This window comes from Streptomyces sp. NPDC050617 (assembly GCF_040654795.1).
Classification (GTDB): Bacteria; Actinomycetota; Actinomycetes; order Streptomycetales; family Streptomycetaceae; genus Streptomyces.
The window spans coordinates 199,668-224,816 of the sequence record NZ_JBFAIS010000008.1 but is presented as its reverse complement, the minus strand read 5'-3'; the positions used below and the strand labels follow the sequence as shown (position 1 = coordinate 224,816).

Annotated in this window: 7 protein-coding genes; all 7 read left to right on the top strand. The window is 73.4% G+C overall.

Annotation, left to right across the window (positions count from 1 at the left end; translation table 11 throughout):
- Positions 1–2: 2 nt before the first annotated feature.
- On the top strand, positions 3–7,955 hold the full coding sequence (locus AB0I49_RS13960) for an amino acid adenylation domain-containing protein (protein WP_363227169.1): 7,953 nt from the start codon (positions 3–5) through the stop codon (positions 7,953–7,955).
- An 85-nt stretch (positions 7,956–8,040) separates the two neighbouring features.
- Positions 8,041–19,317 carry an amino acid adenylation domain-containing protein gene (locus AB0I49_RS13955; protein WP_363227168.1) on the top strand — a complete coding sequence of 3,759 codons (11,277 nt, stop codon included), beginning with the start codon at positions 8,041–8,043 and terminating at the stop codon, positions 19,315–19,317.
- Positions 19,318–19,593: 276 nt separating this feature from the next.
- Entirely contained in the window at positions 19,594–21,084 is a 1,491-nt protein-coding gene (locus tag AB0I49_RS13950) for a tryptophan 7-halogenase (RefSeq protein ID WP_363227167.1), read from the top strand.
- Positions 21,085–21,151: 67 nt separating this feature from the next.
- On the top strand, positions 21,152–22,345 hold the full coding sequence (locus AB0I49_RS13945; RefSeq protein WP_363227166.1) for a cytochrome P450: 1,194 nt from the start codon (positions 21,152–21,154) through the stop codon (positions 22,343–22,345).
- Positions 22,346–22,352: 7 nt separating this feature from the next.
- Complete coding sequence (locus tag AB0I49_RS13940) at positions 22,353–23,564, top strand: cytochrome P450 (protein WP_363227165.1); 1,212 nt, start codon at positions 22,353–22,355, stop codon at positions 23,562–23,564.
- Positions 23,565–23,620: 56 nt separating this feature from the next.
- Positions 23,621–23,890, top strand: coding sequence for a ferredoxin (locus AB0I49_RS13935; RefSeq protein WP_363227164.1), 270 nt, complete (start codon positions 23,621–23,623; stop codon positions 23,888–23,890).
- A 119-nt stretch (positions 23,891–24,009) separates the two neighbouring features.
- Complete coding sequence (locus tag AB0I49_RS13930) at positions 24,010–25,125, top strand: methyltransferase (protein ID WP_363227163.1); 1,116 nt, start codon at positions 24,010–24,012, stop codon at positions 25,123–25,125.
- Positions 25,126–25,149: the final 24 nt, after the last annotated feature.

The window sequence follows — 25,149 nt, the reverse complement described above, 5'->3', positions numbered from 1 at the left end:
CGATGACCCGAACCCTTGTCGAGGACGTGTGGCCCCTGTCGCCGTTGCAGGAAGGGCTGCTCTTCCACGCCTCCTACGACGAGGAAGGGCCCGACGTCTACACGGGCCAGCGGATGCTGGACCTGACCGGACCGGTGGACGCCGCCCGGCTGCGGGCCTCCTGGCAGGCGCTGCTGGCCCGGCACGCCGCGCTGCGCGCGAGCTTCCGGCGCCGGAGGACAGGGGCCCCGGTGCAGGTCATCGCGCGGGACGTGGTGCTGCCCTGGCGCGAGGCGGACGTCCGCGAACTGCCCGACGCCGAAGCTCTCGCACGCGTGGAGGAACTGGCGGCGACGGAGCGGGCGGAGCGGTTCGACCCGGCCGTGGCGCCGCTGCTGCGCGTCCTGCTGATCAGGCTCGGCGGGAACCGCCATCGGATGGTGCTCACCAGCCACCACGTCGTCATGGACGGCTGGTCGATGCCGATCCTGCTCGGGGAGCTGACCGAGGTGTACGCGGCCGGCGGCGACGCACGCGGGCTGCGGCACACGACGTCGTACCGCGAGTACCTGGCCTGGCTGAACCGCCAGGACAAGGAGGCGGCCCGCAGCGCCTGGCGCGGGGAACTGGCGGGGGCCGACGAACCGACACTGGTCGCCCCGGCCGACCCGGCGCGGACCCCCGCGGTGCCCGAGAGCGTCCTCACCCACTTCCCGGACGGCCTCAACCGACGAGTGGCGGAGCTGGCCCGTATGCGCGGTCTGACGGTGAACACGGTCGTGCAGGGCGCGTGGGCGCTCCTGCTGGCCCGGATGACCGGCCGTACGGACGTCGTCTTCGGCGCCACGGTCGCGGGCCGTCCGCCCGAACTGCCGGGCGTGGAAGGCATGGTGGGGCTGTTCATCAACACCCTGCCGGTACGGGTCCGGCTCGACGGCGCGCAGCCGGTCGCCCGCATGCTCGCCGTACTCCAGGAACGGCAGTCCGCGCTGATCGGCCATCAGCACCTGGGGCTGCCGGACGTGCAGCGGCTGGGCGGGCCCGGCGCGGTCTTCGACACGCTGCTGGTCTTCGAGAACTATCCGCAGCCACCGGACGGGCCGGCGTCCCCCGACGCCTTCGCCGTCCGCGAGATCGACGGCCGGGAGACCGCCCACTACCCGCTCACCCTCGTCGTGGTCCCCGGCGACCGCATGCACATCAAGCTCGACTACCGGCCGGACCTCTTCGACCGCGCCGGGGCCGAAGCGGTCATCCGGCGGCTGGAGCGGGTCCTGGAGCAGATGGCGGCGGACGCTTCGGTCCCGGTGGGCCGGATCGATGTGCTGGACGGGCCGGGTCGCGGGCTCGTGGTGGAGGAGTGGAACGCGACGGCGGGCCCTCTGCCCGATGGAGCCTCGGTGCCGGAGCTGTTCGCCGTGCAGGCGGCCCGGTCGCCGGACGCGGTTGCCGTGACCGAACGTCAAATACCTTGGACTTACGGGCGATTGGCGGCCGAGTCGGATCGGCTGGCCGCGTATCTGTCGACTCTGGGCGTGCGACGCGGGGACCGGGTCGCCGTGGTGATGGAGCGTTCGGCGGAGCTGGTGGCGGCGCTGCTGGGGGTGTGGAAGGCGGGCGCCGCGTACGTGCCGGTGGACGCGGACCATCCGGCGGGCCGGATCGCGTTCCTGCTGGCCGACTCGGCGCCGACGGCCGTGATCTGCACCGCTCGGACCAGGGACGCGGTGCCGCCGGGTGTCGCGTCGGCGTCGGTGATGGTGCTCGACGAACCGCAGGTGAGGGCGGCGCCCGCCGTGGATGCTTCGCCGGTGGCGGTGGGTGCGCAGGATCTGGCGTATGTGATGTACACGTCCGGTTCCACGGGGGTGCCGAAGGGCGTTGCGGTGTCGCACGGCGCGGTGGCCGGGCTGGTGGCCGAGCGCGGCTGGTCGGTGAGTGCGGATGACGCCGTGCTGATGCACGCCCCGCACGCCTTTGATGTGTCGTTGTTCGAGGTGTGGGTGCCGTTGGTGTCGGGTGCTCGGGTGGTGGTCGCGGAGCCGGGCGCGGTGGACGCGGACGGGCTACGTCGGGCGATCTCCAACGACGGCGTGACGGCGGTGCACATGACCGCTGGTTCGTTCCGCGTGGTGGCGGAGGAGTCGCCGGGGAGCTTCGCCGGGCTGCGGGAGGTGCTGACCGGCGGGGACGTGGTGCCGGCCGGGTCTGTGGCGCGGGTGCGTGAGGCGTGCCCGGAGGTCGCGGTGCGTCATCTGTACGGGCCGACCGAGGTGACCTTGTGCGCCACCTGGCAGCTCCTGGAGCCGGGGGCCGAGGCGGGGCCGGTGCTCCCGATCGGACGCCCCCTGCCCAACCGCCGGACCTTCGTCCTCGACGCGTTCCTGCGACCCGTGCCGCCCGGCATGACCGGCGAGCTGTACGTAGCGGGCGCGGGGTTGGCACGCGGCTATCCGGGCCGTCCGGGGCCGACCTCCGAACGGTTCGTGGCCTGCCCGTTCGTCCCCGGCGGGCGCATGTACCGGACCGGGGACCTGGCCCGCTGGACCGACGACGGTGAGTTGGTGTTCGTCGGCCGGGCGGACGCCCAGGTGAAGATCCGGGGCTTCCGGGTCGAGCTGGGCGAGGTGGAGACGGTCCTGTCCGCGCATCCGGCGGTGGCCCAGGCCGTGGTCATGGCGCGCGAGGACCGTCCGGGCGAGCGCCGCCTGGTGGGCTATGCCGTGCCCGACGGCCAGGTGCTGGAGGAGCGCGCGGTACGCGAGCACTTGGCGAAGCTGCTGCCGGACTACATGGTCCCGGCGGTGGTCGTGCTGGACGCGCTGCCGGTGACCGGGAACGGCAAGGTGGACCGCAAGGCGCTGCCCGCCCCCGACTTCGCCGCGCGGACGACGGAGCGTGAGCCCCGCACCGCCGCCGAGGAAACGCTGTGCGGGCTCTTCGCCGACGTCCTCGGCCTCGACCGGGCCGGGGTCGATGACAACTTCTTCGAGCTGGGCGGCGACAGCATCATGTCGATGCAGCTGGTGGCCCGCGCCCGTCGCGAGGGTGTGGTGTTCAGCGCCCAGGACGTCTTCAAGCACCCCTCGCCGGCCCGGCTGGCCTCGGCGGCCCGCGGCGGGGAGGCCGCCGCGCGGGAAGAGCCTTCGCGCGCTCTCCTGACCGACCTGGCCCCGGACGAGATCGAGGAGCTGCGGGCGGCGGTGCCGTCCCTCGCCGAGGTGTGGCCCCTCTCGCCCTTGCAGGAAGGGCTGCTGTTCCACGCCGCCTATGAGGACCAGGGGCCGGACGTCTACGCGGGCCAGCGGATGCTGGACCTGGACGGCCGGCTGGACGTGAACCGGCTGCGCAGGTCGTGGGGGACGCTGCTGGCCCGGCACGCCGCACTGCGGGCGAGCTTCCACCGGCGGAAGTCGGGCACGGCGGTACAGGTCATCGCGCGGGACGTGGCGCTGCCCTGGCGCGAGGCCGACCTCTCCGGGGCGCCGGAGGCCGAGGCGGCGGAACGGATCGGGCAACTCGCCCGCGAGGAAAGGGCGGAGCGCCTCGACCTGACGTCGGCGCCCCTGCTGCGGCTGCTGGTGATCCGACTGGGCGAGGACCGGCACCGGATGGTCCTCACGAGCCATCACATCCTCATGGACGGCTGGTCGATACCGGTTCTGATCGGCGAACTCTCCGCCGTGTACGAGGCGGGCGGCGACGCGCGGAAGCTGCCGGCGGCCAACTCCTACCGGGAGTACCTGGCATGGCTGGACCGGCAGGACAAGGAAGCCGCACGGACCGCCTGGCAGACGGAGCTCGCCGGAGCGGACGAACCGAGCCTGGTGGCGCCCGGCGACCGGATCGGGTCGTCCGTCGTACCGGGCAAGGTGCACGTCGAGCTGGCGGAGGAACCGACGCGGAAGCTGGTGGAGCTGGCCCGCACCCACGGACTGACCGTGAACACCGTGGTCCAAGGCGTGTGGGCGCTGGTGCTGGCGCGGCTGTCCGGCCGTACGGACGTGGTGTTCGGCGCCACGGTGTCCGGGCGCTCCGCGGAACTGCCCGGCGTCGAGTCGATGATCGGCCTGTTCATCAACACCGTGCCGGTGCGCGTACGCCTGGACCCCGCCCAGCCGGTCGTCCGCATGCTCGCCGAACTGCAAGAGCGGCAATCCGCCCTGATAGCCCATCAGCATCTGGGGCTGGGCGAGATCCAACGGGTCGTCGGTCCCGGCGCGGTCTTCGACACGCTCGCCGTGTACGAGAACTACCCGAGCCCGGCCGCCCTGTCCGCGGGCCCCGGCTCACTGATCCTGCGCCCGGTCGGCGACCCGGAGGACACGGCCCACTACCGGATGGGACTCGTGGTGTCCCCCGGGGAGCGGCTGCACATGAAGCTCGACTACCTGCCGGACGTATTCGAGCGCGCCCGGGTCGAGGCGGTCGGGGCATCGGTGCTGCGGGTCCTGGAACAGGTGGGGACAGACGCGTCGGTGCCGGTGGGGCGGGTCGGTGTGGCAGGCGACGCGGAACGCGGGCTGGTGGTGGAGCGGTGGAACCGGACGGCCGTACCGATCGGGCCCGCTCCGTTGCCGGACCTGTTCCGCCGTCAGGCAGCCGCGAGCCCTGATGCGGTGGCGGTCCTGGATGACCAACGCACGCTGTCTTATGGGGAGTTGCTGTTTGAATCGAGCCGGTTGGCGCGGCGTCTGATCGGTGCGGGGGTGGGGCCGGAGTGCCGGGTCGCGGTGGCGGTGGAGCGTTCGGCGCTGATGGTGACCGCCGTCCTCGGCGTCTCGATGGCGGGCGGGGCGTTCGTACCGGTCGATCCGGGCTATCCGGCGGAGCGCGTCGGGTTCGTGTTCGCGGACGCGGCCCCGGCGGTGGCGGTGTGCACGCGGAGCACGCGGCACGTGGTCCCGGAGGGTTTCGAGGGCCGGGTGCTGGTGCTCGACGACGACCCTGCCCCTACGGGGGAGTCGGCGAGCGGCTCCGTTCCCGACGGGAGGCCGCCGGGCCCGCTGAGCGTGCGCAACGCGGCCTATGTGATCTATACGTCCGGGTCGACGGGCGCCCCGAAGGGCGTCGTGGTCTCGCACGCGGGGCTGGGCGATCTGGCGCGGGCGCAGATCGAGCGGTTCGCGGTGGGATCGGGCTCGCGGGTCCTTCAGCTGGCGTCGCTGAGCTTCGACGCGGCGGTGTCGGAGCTGCTGATGGCGCTGTTGTCGGGCGGCTCGGTGGTCGTGGCGGGACCGGACGCGCTCCCTCCCCGCGTTTCGCTGGCGGAGTCGGTGCGCCGGTACGGGATCACCCACGTGACCGTGCCGCCGAGCGTACTGACGGCGGAAGCGGAGGAAGACCTGCCGAGCGGCCTGGAGACGCTGGTGGTGGCGGGCGAAGCATGTCCGGCGGGGCTGGCGGCGCGGTGGTCGGCCGGGCGGCGGATGATCAACGCGTACGGGCCGACGGAGACCACGGTCTGCGCGGCGATGAGCGCGCCGCTGTCGCCCCATGCCGACGTGGCCCCCATCGGCCGCCCGAACGCCAACGTACGGACCTTCGTCCTCGACGCGTTCTTGCAGCCGGTGCCGCCCGGTTTCACGGGTGAGCTGTACGTAGCCGGTGCGGGCCTGGCGCGCGGCTACCTGGGACGCCCGGCCCTGACGGGGGAGCGCTTCATCGCGTGCCCGTTCGTCGTGGGGGAGCGGATGTACCGGACCGGGGATCTGGTCCGCTGGACGGACGACGGTGAGTTGGTGTTCGTCGGCCGGGTGGACGCCCAGGTGAAGATCCGTGGGTTCCGGGTGGAGTTGGGCGAGGTGGAAGCGGCGCTGTCCGCGCATGAGGCGGTGGCCCAGGCCGTCGTGGCGGCCCGCGAGGACCGGCCGGGCGAGCGCCGCCTCGTCGGCTACGTGCTGCCCGACGGCGAGTCGGTGGACGGGGCGGCGGTGCGGGAGCACGTGGCCCGGCTGCTGCCGGAGTACATGGTTCCGGCGGTCGTCGTGGCGCTGGACGCGCTGCCTCTGACGGTCAACGGCAAGGTGGACCGCCATGCGCTGCCCGCCCCCGACTTCGCCGCGCGGACATCGGAGCAGGAGCCCCGCACCGCCGCCGAAGAAACGTTGTGCGGGCTTTTCGCCGAGGTGCTCGGTCTCGACCGGGTGGGGGTGGACGACAGCTTCTTCGAGCTGGGCGGCGACTCGATCATGTCCATGCAGCTCGTCGCGCGGGCGCGGCGCGCGGGGCTGGTCTTCACCGCCTGGGACGTGTTCGAGCTGGTGTCCCCCGGCGCTCTCGCCGCTGTGGCGGAGGTCGCTGCCCCGGTCGGCGGCGTGGCGGACTCGGGCACGGGCGAAGTGCCCTGGACGCCGGTCATGCGGGCCATGGGGGCGCACGCCCTCGGCGGCCGGTTCGCGCAGTGGGCGGTCGTCACGGCCCCGGCCGGGCTGGGCCCGGACGTTCTGACAGCGGGACTGACGGCCGTACTGGACACACACGACATGCTGCGGGCCCGTGCCGTGCACGACACGGCGCGGCCGAGGCTGCTGGTGGGCCAACGCGGCTCGGTGGACGCATCGGGCCTGGTCACACGGGTGGCCGCGCCCGGCGGCGGCCTTGACGAGGCGGCCGAGCGGGCGGCGCTGGAGGCGGTCGGTCGGCTGGATCCGGGCGCGGGGACGATGGTCCAGCTGGTGTGGGTGGACGCGGGCCCCGACCGGCTGGGCCGACTGGTGTTCGTAGCGCATCACCTGGTGGTCGACGGTGTCTCGTGGCGGATCCTCATGCCGGATCTGGCCGCCGCCTGCGAGGCCGCAGCAGCCGGACGGACACCGGCGCTCGATCCGACGGGCACGTCCTTCCGCCGCTGGGCGGAGATCTTGACGGCCCAGGCGACGGACGGGAACCGCGTCTCGGAACTCGACGGATGGGCCGCCCTGCTCGGCGAGGGCGGGGCCGAGGGGCCGCTCGGCGCGCGGCCCCTCGACCCCGCGCAGGACACCGCCGCGACCCTGTCCCACCACTCGTGGCCGGTCCCGGCCCGGCAGGCGGCGACGCTCGTCGGCCGGACGCCCGTGGCGTTCCACTGCGGTGTGCATGAAGTGCTGCTGTCCACGCTGGCCGCGGCGGTCGAGCACTGGCGCAAGGAGAATCGGCGCGACGCGAACGTGGGCAGCGAGGGCGGCAGCCAGGGCCGAGAGGGGGAATCGGGCGTCCTGGTGGATATCGAGGGCCACGGCCGTGAGGCGGTCACGCAAGGCGTGGACCTCTCCCGCACGGTGGGCTGGTTCACCAGCGTGCACCCGGTGCGGCTCCGGCTGGACGGCATCGAGCTGTCGCAGGCGCTCGCGGGCGGCCCGGCGGCCGGCGCGGCGCTGAAGGCGGTCAAGGAGCAGTCGCGGGCGATCCCCGGAAGCGGAAGCGGAGGCGGAGGCGGAATCGGAGGCGGAATCGGAGGTGAAGGCGGAAGCGGAGAAGGGAACGGTGACGGGCTCGGTTACGAGCTGCTGCGCCACCTCAACCCCCACACCGCGCGAACCCTGGCCGCGCTCCCGGCCCCGCAGATCGCGTTCAACTACCTAGGCCGGTTCGCAGCCGGCCCGCGGATCGGCCCGGCAGGGCCCTGGCAACTGGTCGGGGACTCGGCCGTGGGCGGTTCGGCCGACCCCGGCATGCCCGTCATACACGTCGTGGAGGCGGGCGCGGTCGTCCGCGACACCGCCGACGGGCCCGAACTGACCATCCAGCTGATGTGGCCCGCCAAGGTCCTGACCGAGGCCGCCGCGCACCGGTTGGGGCGCGCCTGGCTGGACATGCTCGCCGGTCTGGCCGCCCACACCGCCGATCCCGCGGCGGGCGGGCACACACCGGCGGACTTCCCGCTCATCGACCTGACGCAGAGTCAAATAAGCGCCTTGGAGGCGGGGTTCGCCGACGGCGCTGCCCAGCCGATCCCGGACATCACAACCGGTCGCTACAACCAGCCGTCGTGACCAGCCGCCGTAACCGGCCGTCACAAAGGGCCGCCATAACCGGCTGTCACAACCGGTCATCGCAAGACGAGTAGAGGAGCGAACAGTGACCCGTTCAGTAGTCGAGGATGTCTGGCCTCTCTCCCCGTTGCAGGAGGGCCTGCTCTTCCACGCCTCTTTTGATGACCAGGGGCCCGACGTCTACACCGTCCAGACCGTGCTGGCCGTCACCGGGCCGTTGGACGCGGCGCGCTTACGGGCGTCGTGGGAGGCGCTGGTGGCCCGGCACGCGGCGCTGCGCGCGTGCTTCCGCCAGGTGGACGGCGCGCGGACCGTACAGGTCATCGCGCGGGACGTCGAACTGCCATGGCGTGAAACGGATATCCGCGACCTGTCGGAGGCCGACGCGTCCGACCGGGTGGAGGAGCTGATCGCACAGGAGCGGGCGGAGCGGTTCGACCCGGCGGTGCCGCCGCTGCTGCGATTCCTGCTGATCGAGCTCGCCGACGGCGAGCACCGGCTGGTGATCACCAGCCACCACATCCTGATGGACGGCTGGTCGATGCCGGTCCTGATGGGCGAGCTGGCCGCCGTGTACGAGGCGGGCGGCGACGCGCGCGGGCTGACGCGCACGGTGTCCTACCGGGAGTACCTGGCCTGGCTGAACCGCCAGGACAAGGACGCCGCCCGCGACGCCTGGCGGGCGGAGCTGGCGGGGGCCGAGGAGCCGACGCTCGCGGCGCCGGCCGACCCCGGGCGGATACCCGTCGTGCCCCGGAGCGTCGGCGTCGAGCTGCCCGAGCCGCTCACACGCGGGCTGGGCGAGCTGGCCCGCACGCACGGCCTGACGGTGAACACGGTGGTGCAGGGCGCGTGGGCGCTGATGCTGGCGCGGCTGTCCGGCCGTACGGACGTGGTGTTCGGCGTCACCGTCGCGGGCCGGCCGCCCGAACTGCCGGGCATGGAGAGCATGGTGGGGCTGCTGATCAACACGCTCCCGGTGCGGGTGCGGATCGACGGCGGTCAGCCCGTGCTGCGGATGCTCGCGGCGCTTCAGGAGCGCCAGTCCGCGCTGATGGCCCATCAGCACCTCGGCCTGCCGGAGATCCAGCGGCTCGGCGGACCGGGCGCGGTCTTCGACACGATCGTGGTGTACGAGAGCTATCCGCTCCCGCCCGGCGGCCCCCCGGCCCCCGACGCCCTCACCATCGAGCCCTACGGCCCCCCGCGCGAGGCCGCGCACTACCCGCTGATGCTGGGCGTCGTACCCGGCGAACCCATGCGCCTCCGGCTCTCCTACCAGCCCGACCTGTTCGACCGCGCCGCCGTCGAGTCGGTCGTCGCCGGTCTGCAACGGGTCCTGGAGCAGGTGGTGGCCGATGCCTCGGCCCCGGTGGGCCGGATCGATGTGCTGGACGGGCCGGGTCGCGGGCTCGTGGTGGAGGAGTGGAACGCGACGGCTGCGCCGCGACCCGACGGGGTCTCGGTGCCGGAACTGTTCGCCGCTCAAGCGGTCCGGTCGCCAGACGCGGTTGTCGTGTCGGCCGGTCAAGAAGCCTTCACCTACGGTGAGTTGCGCGAAGAATCCGACCGCCTGGCGGCCTGCCTGTCCCGTCTGGGCGTGCGGCGCGGGGACCGTGTCGCCGTGGTGATGGAGCGTTCGGCGGAGCTGGTGGCGGCGCTGCTGGGGGTGTGGAAGGCGGGGGCCGCGTACGTACCGGTGGATACGGACCATCCGGCGGAACGGATCGCGTCCCTGCTCGCCGACTCCGCCCCGTCGGCGGTGCTGTGCACGGACCGCACTCGGGAGATCCTGCCCGCCGACGGCGCGTACCGAGTGGTGTCGCTGGACGACCCGGCGGTGCGGGCGGCGTCCCCTGCGGACGGCCTGCCGGTCGTGGTGGGTGCGGAGGATCTGGCGTATGTGATGTACACGTCCGGTTCCACGGGGGTGCCGAAGGGCGTTGCGGTGTCGCACGGCGCGGTGGCGGCGCTCACCGGCGAGCGCGGCTGGTCCGTCGGCCCGCACGACGCCGTCCTGATGCACGCTCCGCACGCCTTCGACGCCTCGCTGTACGAGGTGTGGGTGCCGTTGGTGTCGGGTGCTCGGGTGGTGGTCGCGGAGCCGGGCGCGGTGGACGCGGACGGGCTGCGTCGGGCGGTCTCCGAGGGCGGTGTGACGGCGGTGCACATGACCGCTGGTTCGTTCCGCGTGGTGGCGGAGGAGTCGCCGGAGAGCTTCGCCGGGCTGCGCGAGGTCCTGACCGGCGGGGACGTGGTGCCTGCGTCATCTGTGGCACGAGTGCGTGAGGCGTGCCCGGAGGTCGCGGTGCGTCATCTGTACGGGCCGACCGAGGTGACCTTGTGCGCCACCTGGCAGCTCCTGGAGCCCGGGGCCGAGGCGGGGCCGGTGCTCCCGATCGGGCGTCCCCTGCCCAACCGCCGGACCTTCGTCCTCGACGTGTTCCTGCGACCTGTACCGCCCGGCATGACCGGCGAGCTGTACGTAGCCGGTGCGGGCCTGGCGCGCGGCTACCTCGGACGCCCCGACCTCACGGCGGAGCGCTTCATCGCGTGCCCGTTCGTTCCGGGGGAGCGCATGTACCGGACCGGGGACCTGGCCCGCTGGACCGACGACGGTGAGCTGGTGTTCGTCGGCCGGGCGGACGCGCAGGTGAAGATCCGTGGCTTCCGGGTCGAGCTGGGCGAGGTGGAAGCGGTCCTGTCCGCGCACGAGGCGGTGGCCCAGGCCATCGTGATGGCCCGCGAGGACCGTCCGGGCGAGCGCCGCCTCGTCGGCTACGTGCTGCCCGACGGCGGTCGGCCGGACGGCCGGGCGCTGCGCGAACACGTGGCCAAGGCGCTCCCGGACTACATGGTTCCGGCGGCGATCATGGTCCTCGACGCGCTGCCGGTGACGGTCAACGGCAAGGTGGACCGCAAGGCGCTGCCCGCCCCCGACTTCGCCGCGCGGGCATCGGCCCGCAGGCCCCGGACCGCCGCCGAGGAGACCCTGTGCGGGCTCTTCGCCGACGTGCTCGGCCTCGACCGGGTGGGGGTGGACGACAGCTTCTTCGAGCTGGGCGGCGACTCCGTCATGTCCATGCAGCTCGCGGCCCGGTCCCGCCTCGCCGGCATGGCGCTGACGCCCCGACAGGTCTTCGAGCACAAGACCCCCGAGCGGCTGGCGGCGCTGGAGGAAGCGGCCAAGGACGCCGAGCCCGAGCGCGGCGCCGACGCGACGGGTGCGGGCGAGGTGCCGTGGACGCCGGCCATGCGCACGCTGGCGAGCCGCGGGGCGTCCGCGCAGTCGATGGTGGTCGGGGCCCCGGCCGGGCTGGGCCTGGACGTGCTGACGGCCGGGCTGGCCGCCGTACTGGACACCCACGACATGCTGCGGGCCCGCGTGGTGCGCCCGCCGCACTCCGGCGGCGCCGCCGATCAGCCGGTCCTGCTGGTCGGCGGGCGCGGTTCGGTGGACGCGCGCCGGCTGATCTCGCGGCTGGACGCCATCGGTGGCGACGCCGCTCAGGTGGAGGCGGTGGCGGCCGCGGCGGTGGCTGACGCCGGGCAGCGGCTGGACCCGGACGCCGGTGCGCTGCTCCAGCTGGTGTGGGTGGACGCGGGCCCCGACCGGCTGGGCCGGCTGGTGCTCGTAGCGGACCGCCTGATCATGGACGAGACCTCGTGGCGAATCGTGCTCGCGGACCTGGCAGCGGCCTGCGGTTCCATAACCGCCGCCCAGGAACCGCGACTTGAGGCCGTCCCCGCGTCCTTCCGCCGGTGGGCGACGCAGGTGGCGGGCGCCGACCGTACGGCCGAGCTCGACGCCTGGGCCGCCGCGATCGGCGAGACCGCCGACCCGCTGCTGGGACGGCGCGCGCTGGACCCCGCGCTGGACACCGGGGCCACGGTGCGCCGGCGCACCTGGGTCCTTCCGGCCGCGGACGCGGCCACGCTCGTGGACAAGGCTCCGGCGGCCTTCCACTGCGGCGTGCGCGAGGTGCTCCTGACGGCCCTCGCCGGAGCCGTCGAGGAGTGGCGACAGCCGGAAGGCTCCGGCGTCCTGGTCGACGTGGACATCGACGTCCGGGACGAGGCCGCCCCGAGGCACACCTCCGTACCGCCCGCCCCGAGGCACACCTCCGTACCGCCCGCCCTGAGCCGCACCTCCGTACCGCCCGCCCCCGACGCGGATCTCTCCCGCACTGTGGGCCGGTTCACCGGCACGTACCCCGTACGGCTCGACCTCACCGGCATCGACCTCGTCGAGGCCCGGTCCGGTGGGCCCGCCGCCGGTGCGGCGCTGAAGGCGGTCAAGGAGCAGGTGCGGTCGGTCCCCGGCGACGGGCTCGGCTACGGGCTCCCGCGCCGCCTCGGCCCGGGAGCCGGCCCGGCCCCGGCCGCCCTGCCCTCCCCGCAGATCGCGTTCGCCTACCGCGGGCGGTTCGCCGCCTCCGGCGACGGGACCGGCCCGGCGGAGGAGTGGCAGCCGACCACGGCGGCGGTCATAGCCGACTCCACCGCCCCCCACACGCCCGCCGCCCACCTCCTGGAAGCGGCCGCCGTCGTCCGCGACACCCCCGACGGCCCGGCCCTGGCCCTCTCGCTGAGCTGGCCCGCCGGGGCCCTGGGCGGATCCGGTGCGGAACGGCTCGGGCAGGCGTGGCTCGACATGCTCACCGGACTCGCCGCGCACGCGGGCGACCCCGCCGCGGGCGGGCACACCCCCTCCGACTTCGCCCTCCTCGATCTGACGCCGGAGGACGTGGCGGGGCTGGAGGCCGCGGTGCCGAAGCTCGCGGACGTGTGGCCGCTGTCGCCGTTGCAGGTGGGGCTGATGTTCCACACCGCGTTCGACGCCGAGGGGCCCGACGTCTATCAGGGCCAGTGGGTGCTGGACCTCGTCGGTTCGGTGGACGCGGCCCGGCTGCGGGCGACATGGGAGGCGCTGGTGGCGCGCCACGCCACGCTGCGCGCGAGCTTCCACCGGCGGGCGTCGGGCGACGTCGTGCAGGCCGTCGCGGGCGAGGTGACGATCCCGTGGCAGGAGGCCGACGTCTCGGCGCTCTCGGAGTACGCGGCGCTCTCGGAGATCGAGGAGCTGGTCTCGCGGGAGCGCGCGGAGCGGTTCGACCTGGAGCGGGCGCCGCTGCTGCGGCTGCTGCTCATCCGTCTCGGCGAGGACCGCTGCCGACTGGTCCTGACCAGCCATCACATCCTGCTGGACGGCTGGTCGATGCCGGTCCTGCTGGGCGAGCTGGCCACGGCGTACGCCGCCGGCGGCGTGCACGGGCTGCCCCCGGCCACCTCGTACGAGGAGTACCTGGCGTGGCTGGAGCGGCAGGACAAGGAGGCGGCGGGCGCCGCCTGGCGGGCCGAGCTGGCCGGAGCCGACGAACCCACGCTCGTGGCGCCGGCCGACCCGGCGCGCGAGCCCGCCGTTCCGGGCGGTGTGCGCATCGACCTCTCCGAAGAGCTCACCGCCGCCCTGACGCGCCTGGCCCGTACGCACGACCTGACGGTGAACACGGTGGTGCAGGGCGCGTGGGCGCTGATGCTGGCGCGGCTGTCCGGCCGTACGGACGTGGTGTTCGGCGCCACCGCCGCGGGCCGGCCGCCCGAACTCCCCGGCGTGGAGAGCATGGTGGGCCTGCTGATCAACACGCTCCCGGTGCGGGTGCGGATCGACGGCGGTCAGCCGGTGCTGCGGATGCTCGCCGAGTTGCAGGAGCGCCAGTCCCAGCTGATGGCCCATCAGCACCTCGGCCTGTCCGAGGTGCAGCGGCCGGCCGGGCCGGGCGGGATCTTCGACACGCTGGTGGTGTACGAGAACCCGCCGCGCCTCCCCGAGGAGCCGCCGTCCCCCGACGCCTTCGCCATCCGCCCCGTCGCCGGACACGTCTCCGCCCACTACCCGCTCACCCTCGTCGCGGCACCCGGTGACCGAATGCACTTCAAGCTCGAATACCGCACCGACCTGTTCGAACGCGAAGCCGTCGAGTCCGTCGTCGCCGGACTGGAGCGGATCCTGGAGCAGATCACGGCGGATCCCTCGACCCCGGCGGGCCGGGTCGACGCCCTGGACGCGGAGGCGCGCGGGCTCGCGGTGCACACGTGGAACGCCACGCGTGCGCCCGTACCCGGCGTCTCGGTGCCGCGGCTGTTCGCGGACCGCGCGGAGCTCCGGCCGGACGCGGTCGCGGTGACGGATGATCAGCAACAGCTGACCTACGCCGAGTTGGACGAACGCTCGGACCGGCTGGCCGCGTACCTGTCGGAGCTGGGCATAGGGCGCGGGGACCGGGTCGCCGTCGTGATGGAGCGCTCGGCGGGCCTGGTGGCGGCGCTGCTGGGGGTGTGGAAGGCGGGGGCCGCGTACGTACCGGTGGACGCGGGCTACCCCGCGGAGCGGATCGCGTTCCTGCTCCGCGACTCGGCCCCGGCCGCGGCCCTGTGCACCGCGCGCACCCGCGACGCGGTGGCGATCCACGACCCGGACCGCCTCGTCGACCTCGACGACCCGGACGTACGGGCGGCCGTGGCCGCGCACCCGGCCGGCGGCCCGCGGGCCGCGGTGGGCGCGGACGACCTGGCGTATGTGATGTACACGTCCGGGTCCACCGGCGTGCCCAAGGGCGTGGCCGTGCCGCACGGCGCGGTGGCGGCGCTCACCGGCGAGCGCGGCTGGTCCGTCGGCGCGCACGACGCCGTCCTGATGCACGCCCCGCACGCCTTCGACGCCTCGCTGTACGAGGTGTGGGTGCCGTTGGTGTCGGGCGCCCGGGTGGTGATCGCGGAGCCCGGCGCGGTGAGCGCGCGGGAGGTCCGCGCGGCCGTGGCGGGCGGCGTGACCTCGGTCCATATGACGGCGGGCTCCTTCCGCGTGGTCGCCGAGGAGTCGCCGGAGAGTTTCGCCAGGCTGCGCGAGGTCCTGACCGGCGGGGACGTCGTGCCCATGGCCTCCGTGGCGCGGGTGCGGGAAGCGTGCCCGGAGGTCGCGGTGCGCCATCTGTACGGGCCGACGGAAGTCACCCTGTGCGCCACCTGGCACCTTCTGGAATCCGGGGACCGGATGGGCGCGGCCCTGCCCATCGGGCGTCCGCTCGGCAACCGGCGGGTGTACGTCCTCGACGCGTTCCTGCAACCGGTGCCGCCCGGAGTGACCGGTGAGCTGTACATAGCCGGCACGGGCCTCGCACGCGGCTACCTGAGGCGTCCGGGGCCGACCGCCGAACGGTTCACGGCCTGCCCGTTCGCCTCCGGCGAGCGGATGTACCGGACCGGGGACCTGGTGCGCTGGACCGGCCGCGGCGAGCTGGTCTTCGTCGGCCGGGCCGACGAACAGGTCAAGATCCGCGGGTTCCGCGTCGAACTCGGCGAGATCGAGACCGCGCTGGCCGCGCACCCCGCCGTGGCGCAGGCCGTCGTGCTGGCCCGGGAGGACCGTCCCGGGGACCGCCGTCTCGTCGGCTATGTGGTCGCCGACGGCGAGGAGCTGGAGGAGCGCGCGGTACGCGAACACGTGGCGAAGGTGCTGCCCGAGTACATGGTCCCGGCGGTCGTCATCGTCCTCGGCGCGCTGCCCGTGACCGAGAACGGCAAGGTGGACCGCAGGGCCCTGCCCGCGCCCGACTTCGCCGAACGGGTCGCCGGCCGCGTCGCCGGGCGCGCCCCCGCGAGCGAGACCGAGGCGGCGATGTGCGCCCTGTTCGCCGAGGTCCTCGGCCTCGACGGCGTGGGCGTCGACGACAGCTTCTTCGAACTGGGCGGCGACTCGGGCCTGGCGATGCGGCTCGTCACCCGGATCCAGAACCAGCTCGGTACGGACCTCAGCATCCGCCGCCTCTTCGCCACGCCGACCCCGGCCGGGGTGAGCCAGGCGCTGGTCGCCAAGGTACGGCCCGTACTGGAGGCGGTCGAACGGCCCGAGGAGATCCCGCTCTCGGCCGCCCAGCGGCGCGCCTGGTTGGCGAACCGGCGGGACGGCGCCACCGGCGCCCACCAGACGTCGGTCGTGCTGCGATTCGCCGAGGGGCTCGACCGGGCCGCCCTGGAAGCGGCCCTGGGAGATGTCGCGGAGCGGCACGAGATCCTGCGCACGACGTTCCCCGGCGCCCGGCGCGACGACGCGCGCCAGCACATCCTCGACGCCGGGTCCGCGCGGCCGCGGCTCACGGTGACCCCGGCGGCCGAGGAGGCGCTGCCGGACCTGCTGACCGCGCGGGCCCGCCGCCCGTTCGACCTCACCCGGGAGACGCCCTGGTCGGCGGAGCTGTTCACGCTCTCCGCCACCGCGTGCGTACTGCTGATCACCGTGCACCGGATCGCCGCCGACGACGCGTCGCTGGACGTCCTCGTACGCGACCTGACCGCGGCGTACGGGGCGCGGCGCGAGGGCCGGACGCCCGAGCGGGCGCCGCTGCCCCTGCACGTCGCCGACTACGCGCTGTGGGAGGCGGAGCTGCTGCGGGGCGAGACGGACCCGGACAGCCTGATCAGCGAGCAGCTCGGCTACTGGCGCCAGGCCCTGGCGGGCGCCGACGCCGAACTGGTGCTGCCCGCCGACCGGCCGCGACCGCGGGCCGCGTCCCACCGGGCCGGTTCCGTACCCCTGCGGATCGACGCCGACACCCACGCCCGGTTGACGGCGGCCGCCGAACCCGGCCGCGGCACCGCCTTCACGGTGCTGCACGCCGCGCTCGCGCTGCTGCTCACCCGGCTCGGCGCGGGGGAGGACATCGTCATCGGCACCGTGCCCGCGCAGCGCGACGACGCGACCTTGGACGCCCTGGTGGGACCGTTCGCCGGGCCGCTGGCCCTGCGCATCGACACCTCGGGCGACCCCGGCTTCCTCGAACTGCTGGGCCGGGCGCGGGCGGTGAGCCGGGAGGCGGACAAGTACCAGGAGCTGCCCTTCGCACGGCTGGCGGAAGCGCTCGGCCTCTCCCCGGACGTGAAGCCGAAGGGGGCGGAGCCGAAGGGGACGACGGCGGGGGCGAAGGCAGCGGCGGAGCCGGAGCCGGGGCCGGAGCGTCACCCGGTGTTCCAGGTCATGCTCGAAGTCCACGAGGACACCGACGAGACCTGGAGCCTGCCCGGCGTGCGCACCACCCGGCTGGACCCGGCGGAGCGGACCACCGAACTCGACCTGTCGGTCGGCCTCACCGAGCGGCTCCGCGCCGACGGCAGCCCGGCCGGCCTCGACGGATCGGTCCGCTACGCCGCCGACCTGTTCGACCACGCCACCGTCACGGCCCTCGCGGACCGGCTCGTACGGGTCCTGGGAGCGGTGGCGGCCGATCCGGAACTGCGGCTCAGCCAGGTGGACCTGGCCGAGCCCGCGGAGTACCGGCAGGTCGTGGAGGAGTGGAACGACACGGCGGCCGCCGTGCCCGACCGGACCGCCGTCGAGCTGCTGGCCGGCCGGGCGGCCCGTACCCCGGACGCCGTGGCCGTCACGGACCGGCGCACCCGCCTCACGTACGGAGCGCTCGACGCCGCGGCCGGCCGGCTCGCCCGGCGGCTGACCGGACGGGGGATCGGCCCGGAGGACGTCGTCGTGGTGACGCTGCCGCCCACCGTCGACCTCGTGGTCGCGCTGAGCGGAGTGCTGAAGGCCGGCGCCGCCTGCCGTGTCGTCGGACCGGACCGCCCCGCGGAGGCGACCATCGCCGCGCTGCGCGGCGTACGGCCGGCGGCGGTGGTCTGCACGGCGGACACCGCTCCGGCGGTGCCGGCGGACATCGCGGTCCCGCTCGTTCTGCTTGATGACACGTCAGATGACCACGGTGACAAGGCTGTTGAAGGACACGGGACCGGCTGTCTCCCGCTCCCCGGACATCCGGCGCTGGTGCTCGACGCCTCCGCGCCCGGCGTCGCCATGGGCGCGGTGATCGAGCATCGCGCCCTGTCCCACCACATCGCGTCCTGCGCGCGGGCCCACCCGGCGCTCGCGGGCGTGACGCTGCTGGACGCCCGCGCGCCCTTCCGGTCCCTGGCGGTTCCGCTGCTCGCGGCGCTGAGTTCGGGAGGGGAGGTGCGTATCGCCGCGCCGGACGGGCCGCTGTGGCCGGCCCGGCGGCCGGGCGATCAGGACGCGCCGCCGATCGCCGTGACCACCCGCGCCCTCCTCCCGTCGCTGCCCGGCCCGGCCGGGGAGGTCCTGGTGGCGGAGACCGGCGAACCGGTCGCCGCCGACGGCGTACGGCAGTGGTGCGACCAGCACCCCGAGGCCGCGCTGGTGAGCCGCTGCGGGGCGGCGGAGTCGGCGGACGCCTGGCTGGACCACCGGATCGCGTCGGCCGCCGACGTGCCCGCGCGGCTCCCCGCCGGCCGGCCGGTCGCCAACACGCGCGCCTACGTGCTCGACGGCTTCCTCCGCCCGGTCCCGCCGGGCGGCGTGGGCGACCTGTACGTGGCGGGCCCCACCCTGGCCCGCGGCTATCTGGGCCAACCGGCCCCGACCGGCGAGAAGTTCGTCGCGTGCCCCTTCGGCCGGGGCGGGGAGCGGATGCTGCGTACGGACGTACGGGCGACGTGGACCCGCGAGGGCCTGCTCACGGTCCTCGACAGCGGGCAGGGGAAGAAGGGTCCCGCGCGGGCGCGCGGCGCCGGCACGTGGAACGCGGATCTGGAAGTCCTGCTGCCGCTGCGGGTGGCGGGCAGCCGGCCCCCGCTGTTCTGCGTGCACTGGGGGACCGGACTGAGCTGGGGCTACGCGGCGCTGCTCCAGCACCTGCCGGCCGACCAGCCGCTGTACGGGGTGCAGGCGCGCGGACTGGCGTGGTCGGAGCCGCTGCCGCAGAGCATCGAGGAGATGGCGGACGACTACGTCGAGCAGATCCGCACCGTCCAGCCCTCGGGCCCGTACCACCTGATCGGCTGGTCCTTCGGCGGCATGGTCGCCCACGCGATCGCCACCCGGCTCCAGGACGGCGGCGAGGAGGTCGCGCTGCTGAGCGTGATGGACGCGACCCCCGGCAGCGGCGCGGTCATCAAGGGGTGGGACGGCCGGGAGGCGCCCAGCAGGCGCGACCTGGACGACATCACCAGGGAGTCCTTCGGCGAGGACGGGCACATGGACCTGAGCGACCAGTTGCTGGCCAATATCCAGGAGGTGCGCTTCAACACCTCCCGCATCGGACAGGATTACGCGCCCGCTGTCTTCCGCGGCGATCTGCTGCTCTTCCTGGCGACGGTCGACCGGACCCACTCGCTGGCGGACGGCGTGCGGGGCTGGCGGCAATTCATCGACGGGGAAGTCCGGCTGCGCGAGGTGGCCAGCGATCACATCGGAATGCTGCAACCCGTTCCCGCGTCGTATATCGGACGCACGCTCGCCGAGGAAATCCGGACGGCGACCGAAAAGGAAAAGGGCTGACCCGGGCGGGAAGTCCCGCCGGGAGATGAGACGGCGGGAAGGGGCGGAAGACACGGCGACGGGCCGGCCACCCGGCCCGTCGCCGGGGCCCGGGGGGAACAGGCGCCGACAAAAGAGAAACAAATACAACGGCCGGAGTGCGCCTGAACGAATATTGTCCACCCCCGGAGTATTTTTGCTTGACACTTTCTCAGGGGAAATTCATAATCCAATGAAGGTGGACTCCAGGAATGAGCGAAATGATTCATTCCGCCGGAGCGGATGGGGGAGACGGCCTTGACGAATTCTGAGCACTTCGACGCCGTGGTGGTCGGCGGCGGGCCCGCGGGATCGACGCTGGCCGCACTCCTGGCGCTGCGCGGCCATCGGGTTCTGGTCCTGGAGAAGGAGTTCTTCCCCCGCCACCAGATAGGCGAATCGCTGCTGCCGTCCACCGTCCACGGCGTCTGCCGCCTCACGGGCGTCGCGGACGAACTCGCCAAGGCGGGCTTTCCCCGGAAGCGCGGCGGCACGTTCCGCTGGGGGGCCACGCCGGAGCCGTGGACGTTCTCCTTCTCGGTCTCGCCGCGCATGGCGGGCCCCACCTCCTTCGCGTACCAGGTCGAGCGGTCGAAGTTCGACCACATCCTGCTCAACCACGCCCGTCACACGGGCGCCGAGGTCCGCGAGGGGTGCGCCGTCGCCGATGTCATCGCCGACGACGAGCGCGTCCGCGGCGTCCGGTACACCGACGCCGACGGCGCGGAACGGGAGGCGTTCGCCACGTTCGTGGTCGACGCGTCCGGCAACAGGAGCCGGCTGCACCGGCGGATGGGCGGCTCACGGAGCTACTCGGAGTTCTTCCGCAGCCTCGCGCTCTTCGGCTATTTCGAGAACGGCAAACGGCTCCCGGAGCCGAACTCGGGCAACATCCTGTCCGTGGCATTCGACAGCGGCTGGTTCTGGTACATCCCGCTGAGTTCCACGCTGACCAGCGTCGGGGCGGTCGTGCGGCGGGAGCTGGCCGAGAAGATCCAGGGCGACCCCGAGAAGGCGCTGCTGGCCCTCATCGCGGAATGCCCCCTGATCGCCGAGTACCTCTCGGACGCCCGGCGGGTCACCACCGGCCAGTACGGCGAGATCAGGGTCCGCAAGGACTACTCGTACCACCACACGACGTTCTCCCGCCCCGGCATGATGCTGATCGGCGACGCCGCGTGCTTCGTCGACCCGGTCTTCTCGTCGGGCGTCCATCTCGCCACCTACAGCGCGCTGCTGGCGGCCCGCAGCATCAACAGCACGCTGGCCGGCCTCGTGGGCGAGGAGGCGGCCATGAAGGAGTTCGAGAACAGGTACCGGCGCGAGTACGGCGTCTTCTACGAATTCCTGGTCTCGTTCTACGACATGCACCGCAGCGAGTCCTCGTACTTCTGGCAGGCCAAGAAGGTCACCCAGCACAACCGCTCCGAACTGGAGGCGTTCGTGGACCTCGTGGGCGGGGTCTCCTCCGGCGAGGCCGCCCTCACCGAGGCCGACGCCGTCATGGAGGGCCGCCGCGCGGGCTACGACGAGTTCGCCACCGCCGTGGACCGGCTGGCCCACAGCGACGACGGGAACATGGTGCCGCTGATCAAGTCCTCGGTGGTCCGGGCGGCCATGAGCGAGAGCTCCCAGGTGCAGATGCACGCGCTGCTCGGCCAGGACGCGGCGCCCGAGACCCCGATGTTCCCCGGCGGCCTGGTGTCGTCGGCGGACAGCATGTACTGGCTGCCGTTCACCGGTTCCTGAAGCCCGGCTCCGGGGCCCCGGAACCGGGGCCCCGACACGCAGCGCCGACAAGGAGGTTGCTCCGCCCATGACGCAGCAAGGAGAGATCCCCGTACACACGCGCCGCGACCGGTACGACCCCGTGCCCGAACTCGCCCGGCTGCGTGCCGAGCGGCCGCTCGCGGAGCGGGCGAACGTCAGCCGCGGTACCGCCGGCCGGCTGGAGGGTTGGCTCGCCACCGGGTTCGACGAGGTGCGGGAGGTGCTCGGCGGCTCGGAGCGGTTCAGCACGCTCCCGCCCGCCGACAGCAAGGCGGAGTCCCTGGAACTGGTCCAGGCCGGAAACCTGCTGCGCTACGACCCACCCGAGCACACGCGGCTGCGCTCGATGCTGACGCCCGAGTTCACGGTCCGCCGGATGCGCAGGATGGCGCCGCACATCGAGGCCATCACCGACGACTGCCTGGACACCCTTGAAGAGGCCGGGCCGCCGGCCGACCTCATGCGGCACTTCGCCTGGTCCGTACCGGCGATGGTCACCTGCGAACTGCTCGGCATCCCCCGCGACGACCGGGCCGAACTCGCCCGCCGACTCGACGAGCTGAACCGCCACACCGGCACCCACCACGGCCACTCGGCCTCGAACGTGCTGTTCCGCCACATGATCCACTTCGCGGCGCTGCAACGGAAGAACCCCGGCGAGGAACTGATCGGCATGCTCGTGCGCGAACACGGCGACGACATCGGCAACCAGGAACTGGCCGGCATCAGCCTGTCCCTGATGGCGGCCGGGATCGAGAACATCGCCTGCATGCTGGGACCGGGCATCCAGGTGCTGCTGGAACACCCCGACCAGCTCGCCCTGCTCCGCGAACGCCCGGAGCTGATCGACCAAGCCGTGGAAGAACTGCTGCGCTACGTCTCGGTCATCCCCACCGCCTCACCCCGCACCGCCCTGGAGGACATCGAGGTCGCCGGCCATGTCGTCAAGGCCGGCGAGCGGGTCGTCTGCTCGCTGTTCGCCGCCAACCGGCTACAGGACCCCGACGGGCCGCGCGACGACTTCGACATCACCCGCACCCCGGTCTCCCACGTCGCCTTCGGGCACGGCATCCACCACTGCGTGGGCGCGCCGCTCGCCCGGATGGTGCTGCGGACCGCCTACCCGGCGCTGCTGCGCCGCTTCCCCGGCCTGCGGCTCGCCATCCCGGCGCAGGAGATCTCCTTCCGGCCCGCGCAGTCGCTGATCTACGGCGTCAACGACCTGCCCGTCACCTGGTGAGGCCGCGATGTCACAGGAAACCCGGTCCGCGCGCCCGTACACGCGCAGGGACCGCTTCGCCCCCTCGCGTGAACTGCGCCGCCTGAGCGCGGAGGCGCCGCTCACCAAGATCGCTACGGATACGGGCACGGGTACGGGTACGGGCGTACGCGCGGATACGGGGGCGGCCGGAACCCGCTGGCTGGCCACCGGCTACGACGTGGTCCGCCGCATACTCGGCGACCCGGCCCGCTTCAGCAGCAGCGGCCCCGCCCGCACCGACGCAGGCTCCCGGCCGGACGGCTGGCTCGGCAGCCTGCTGGTCGATCACGACCCGCCCGAGCACACGCGGCTGCGCTCGATGCTGACGCCGGAGTTCACGGTCCGGCGGATACGGCGGCTGGAGCCCCGCGTCGAGGCCCTGGCGGCGGAGCGGCTCGACGCCATGGAGGCGGCCGGGCCGCCCGCCGACCTGGTGTCCGCGTTTACCTGGCGCGTCTCGGTCGGAACGCTCTGCGAACTGATCGGCGTCCCGCGCGACGACCGCGCCGACTTCGAACGCCGCAGCCGCGCCTTCGTGAGCGGCGGCCGCAGCACCCACGGCTCGTACCTCACCCGCTACTTCGCCGCGCTGCTGACCCGTCAGCGCAAGGACCCCGACGAGGGGTTCATCGGCATGCTCGTACGCGACCACGGCGACCGCCTCACCGACGAGGAGCTCCAGAGCGTCATCCTCGTCCTGCTGCTCGCTGGGATCGACAACGCCTCCAGCATGCTCAGCCTCGGCGCGCTGGTCCTCCTGGACCACCCCGGCCAACTGGCCGCACTGCGCGACGACCCGGCGCTCGCGGACCGCGCGGTCGAGGAACTGCTCCGGTATCTGTCCGTGGTGCACGCCCCGACCGCCCGGTTCGCCGTCGAGGACGTCACCATCGGCGATCAGCTGATCAAGGCGGGCGAGCAGGTGATCTGCTCCCTCGCGACGGCCAACCGCGACGAGGCCCTGGGCGAGGGAATGGACCGCTTCGACCTCACCCGCGAACCCGTCCCCCACCTGGCCCTCGGCCACGGCATCCACCACTGCCTCGGCGCGGCGCTGGCCAGGATGGAGATGCGCGTCGCCTGCCTGGCGCTGCTGCGCCGCTTCCCCGCACTGCGGCTGGCCGTACCCGGCGACGAGGTGCCCTTCCGCGAGGACGCGTCCGTATACGGCGTGGAACGACTGCCCGTCAGCTGGTGAACGACGCACTGACGGCGGGTGGGTGACGGGTTCTCATCGAGAAGAGGGTGATGGTGATGGACGTAAGAGTCGACCGCGACAAGTGCGCCGCCTCCGGGCTGTGCGTGCTGACGGCGCCGGCGGTCTTCGACCAGTCGGAGGAGGACGGCAAGGTGCTGCTCCTCGCCGCTTTCCCCGGTCCGGAGCTGAAGTCGGCCATGCGCGCGGCGGCGTCGCGGTGCCCCTCCGGCGCGATCGCACTGGTCACGCGGCCGGAAGACGAGGCGGCCGGGGTGGCGGGGACAGCAGGTACAGCGGGGACAGCAGGTACAGCAGGGACGGAGTAGCCCGGCCGTCGCGGGGCGGCGGCCGGGAGCCGGTGATCGAAGGTCCGAAGGGGGCGGAGCCATGGCCGGGCGGGAACGCGGCGGACGGGAACCGCCCCCGTGTCTGGGAGGTGACCCACATGTTCCATGTCATGGGGCAGGAGAATCCGGAACGAGTCGACCTGTACCAGAAGGCGCAGCTGCTGCTGCCCTTCGCCATCCGGGGCCTGGCGACGCTGGGCGTCGCCGATGCGCTGGCCGCCGGGCCGAAGCCCGTCGAGGAGATCGCCGAGGAAGTCGGCGCGGATAAGGACGCCTTGTACCGGACGCTGCGGTACGCGGCTCGGAAAGGGGTCTTCGAGGAGCTGCCGGGACGGGAGTTCGCGATGACGCCGAACGCGGAGTGCCTGCGCAGCGACGCCCCCGGCAGCATGCGGCGGATGCTGATGATGGGCGACGACTCGGACACGCAGTTCGGCGCGTTCACCCGGGTCGTCCAGGTGCTGCGCACCGGTGAGGCCGAGCGGCTCGGGCCGCTCCGGAGGATCGTCGTCACCGAGGGCGGCGGCCCGGCGGCGGACGGACAGCCACCGGCGGAGTCGGAAGGGCGACAGTCTCAGGAGCGGCCGAAGGAGCAGCAGGGGGAACAGCAGAGGGAGCAGCAGAGAGAACGGCCGAAGGGGCGGTTCTGCCGGTTGCAGGACCCCCGGCAGTTCGACGCCGTCCTCGACGCCGTCGACTTCACCTCCGACGGTGTGGTGGCCGACATCGGAGGCGCGAACGGAGCCATGCTCGGCGCGATCCTCGTCCGCCACCCGCGAGTGAAAGGCATCCTGTTCGACCGCCCCCAGGTGGTCGAGGACGCCCCCGCGCTTCTGGACGCCCTCTCGGTCGCGGACCGCTGCCAGGTCATCGGCGGCGACATGCTGGAGGAGGTCCCGAGCGGCGCGGACACCTACCTCATGAGCAACGTGCTGCACAGCCAGCCCGACGAACGGGCGCTGGCGACGCTGGCCAACGTACGGTCGGTCATGGCCGAGGGCGCCCGACTGCTGATCATGGAGGCGGTCGTCAACGACCTCGGGGACGAGGACGCCTCCGCCGTCGAAATGGACTTCATGCTGATGCTCCAAGGACCCAACCGGGAACGCACCGCCGCCGAACACGCGGCCCTGCTCGCCCGCGCCGGGCTCCGTTTGGCGGGCGTCACCCTGCTGGCCTCCGGCTTCTCCGTGTTGGAGGCGCGGCCGCGCTGAGCCGGCGCTGCGGCCGTGCCGGTC

Coding starts and splice junctions, on each gene's coding strand:
- AB0I49_RS13960 (WP_363227169.1), top strand. CDS start 3: ATGACCCGAACCCTTGTCGAGGACGTGTGGCCCCTGTCGCCGTTGCAG.
- AB0I49_RS13945 (WP_363227166.1), top strand. CDS start 21,152: ATGACGCAGCAAGGAGAGATCCCCGTACACACGCGCCGCGACCGGTAC.
- AB0I49_RS13940 (WP_363227165.1), top strand. CDS start 22,353: ATGTCACAGGAAACCCGGTCCGCGCGCCCGTACACGCGCAGGGACCGC.
- AB0I49_RS13935 (WP_363227164.1), top strand. CDS start 23,621: ATGGACGTAAGAGTCGACCGCGACAAGTGCGCCGCCTCCGGGCTGTGC.
- AB0I49_RS13930 (WP_363227163.1), top strand. CDS start 24,010: ATGTTCCATGTCATGGGGCAGGAGAATCCGGAACGAGTCGACCTGTAC.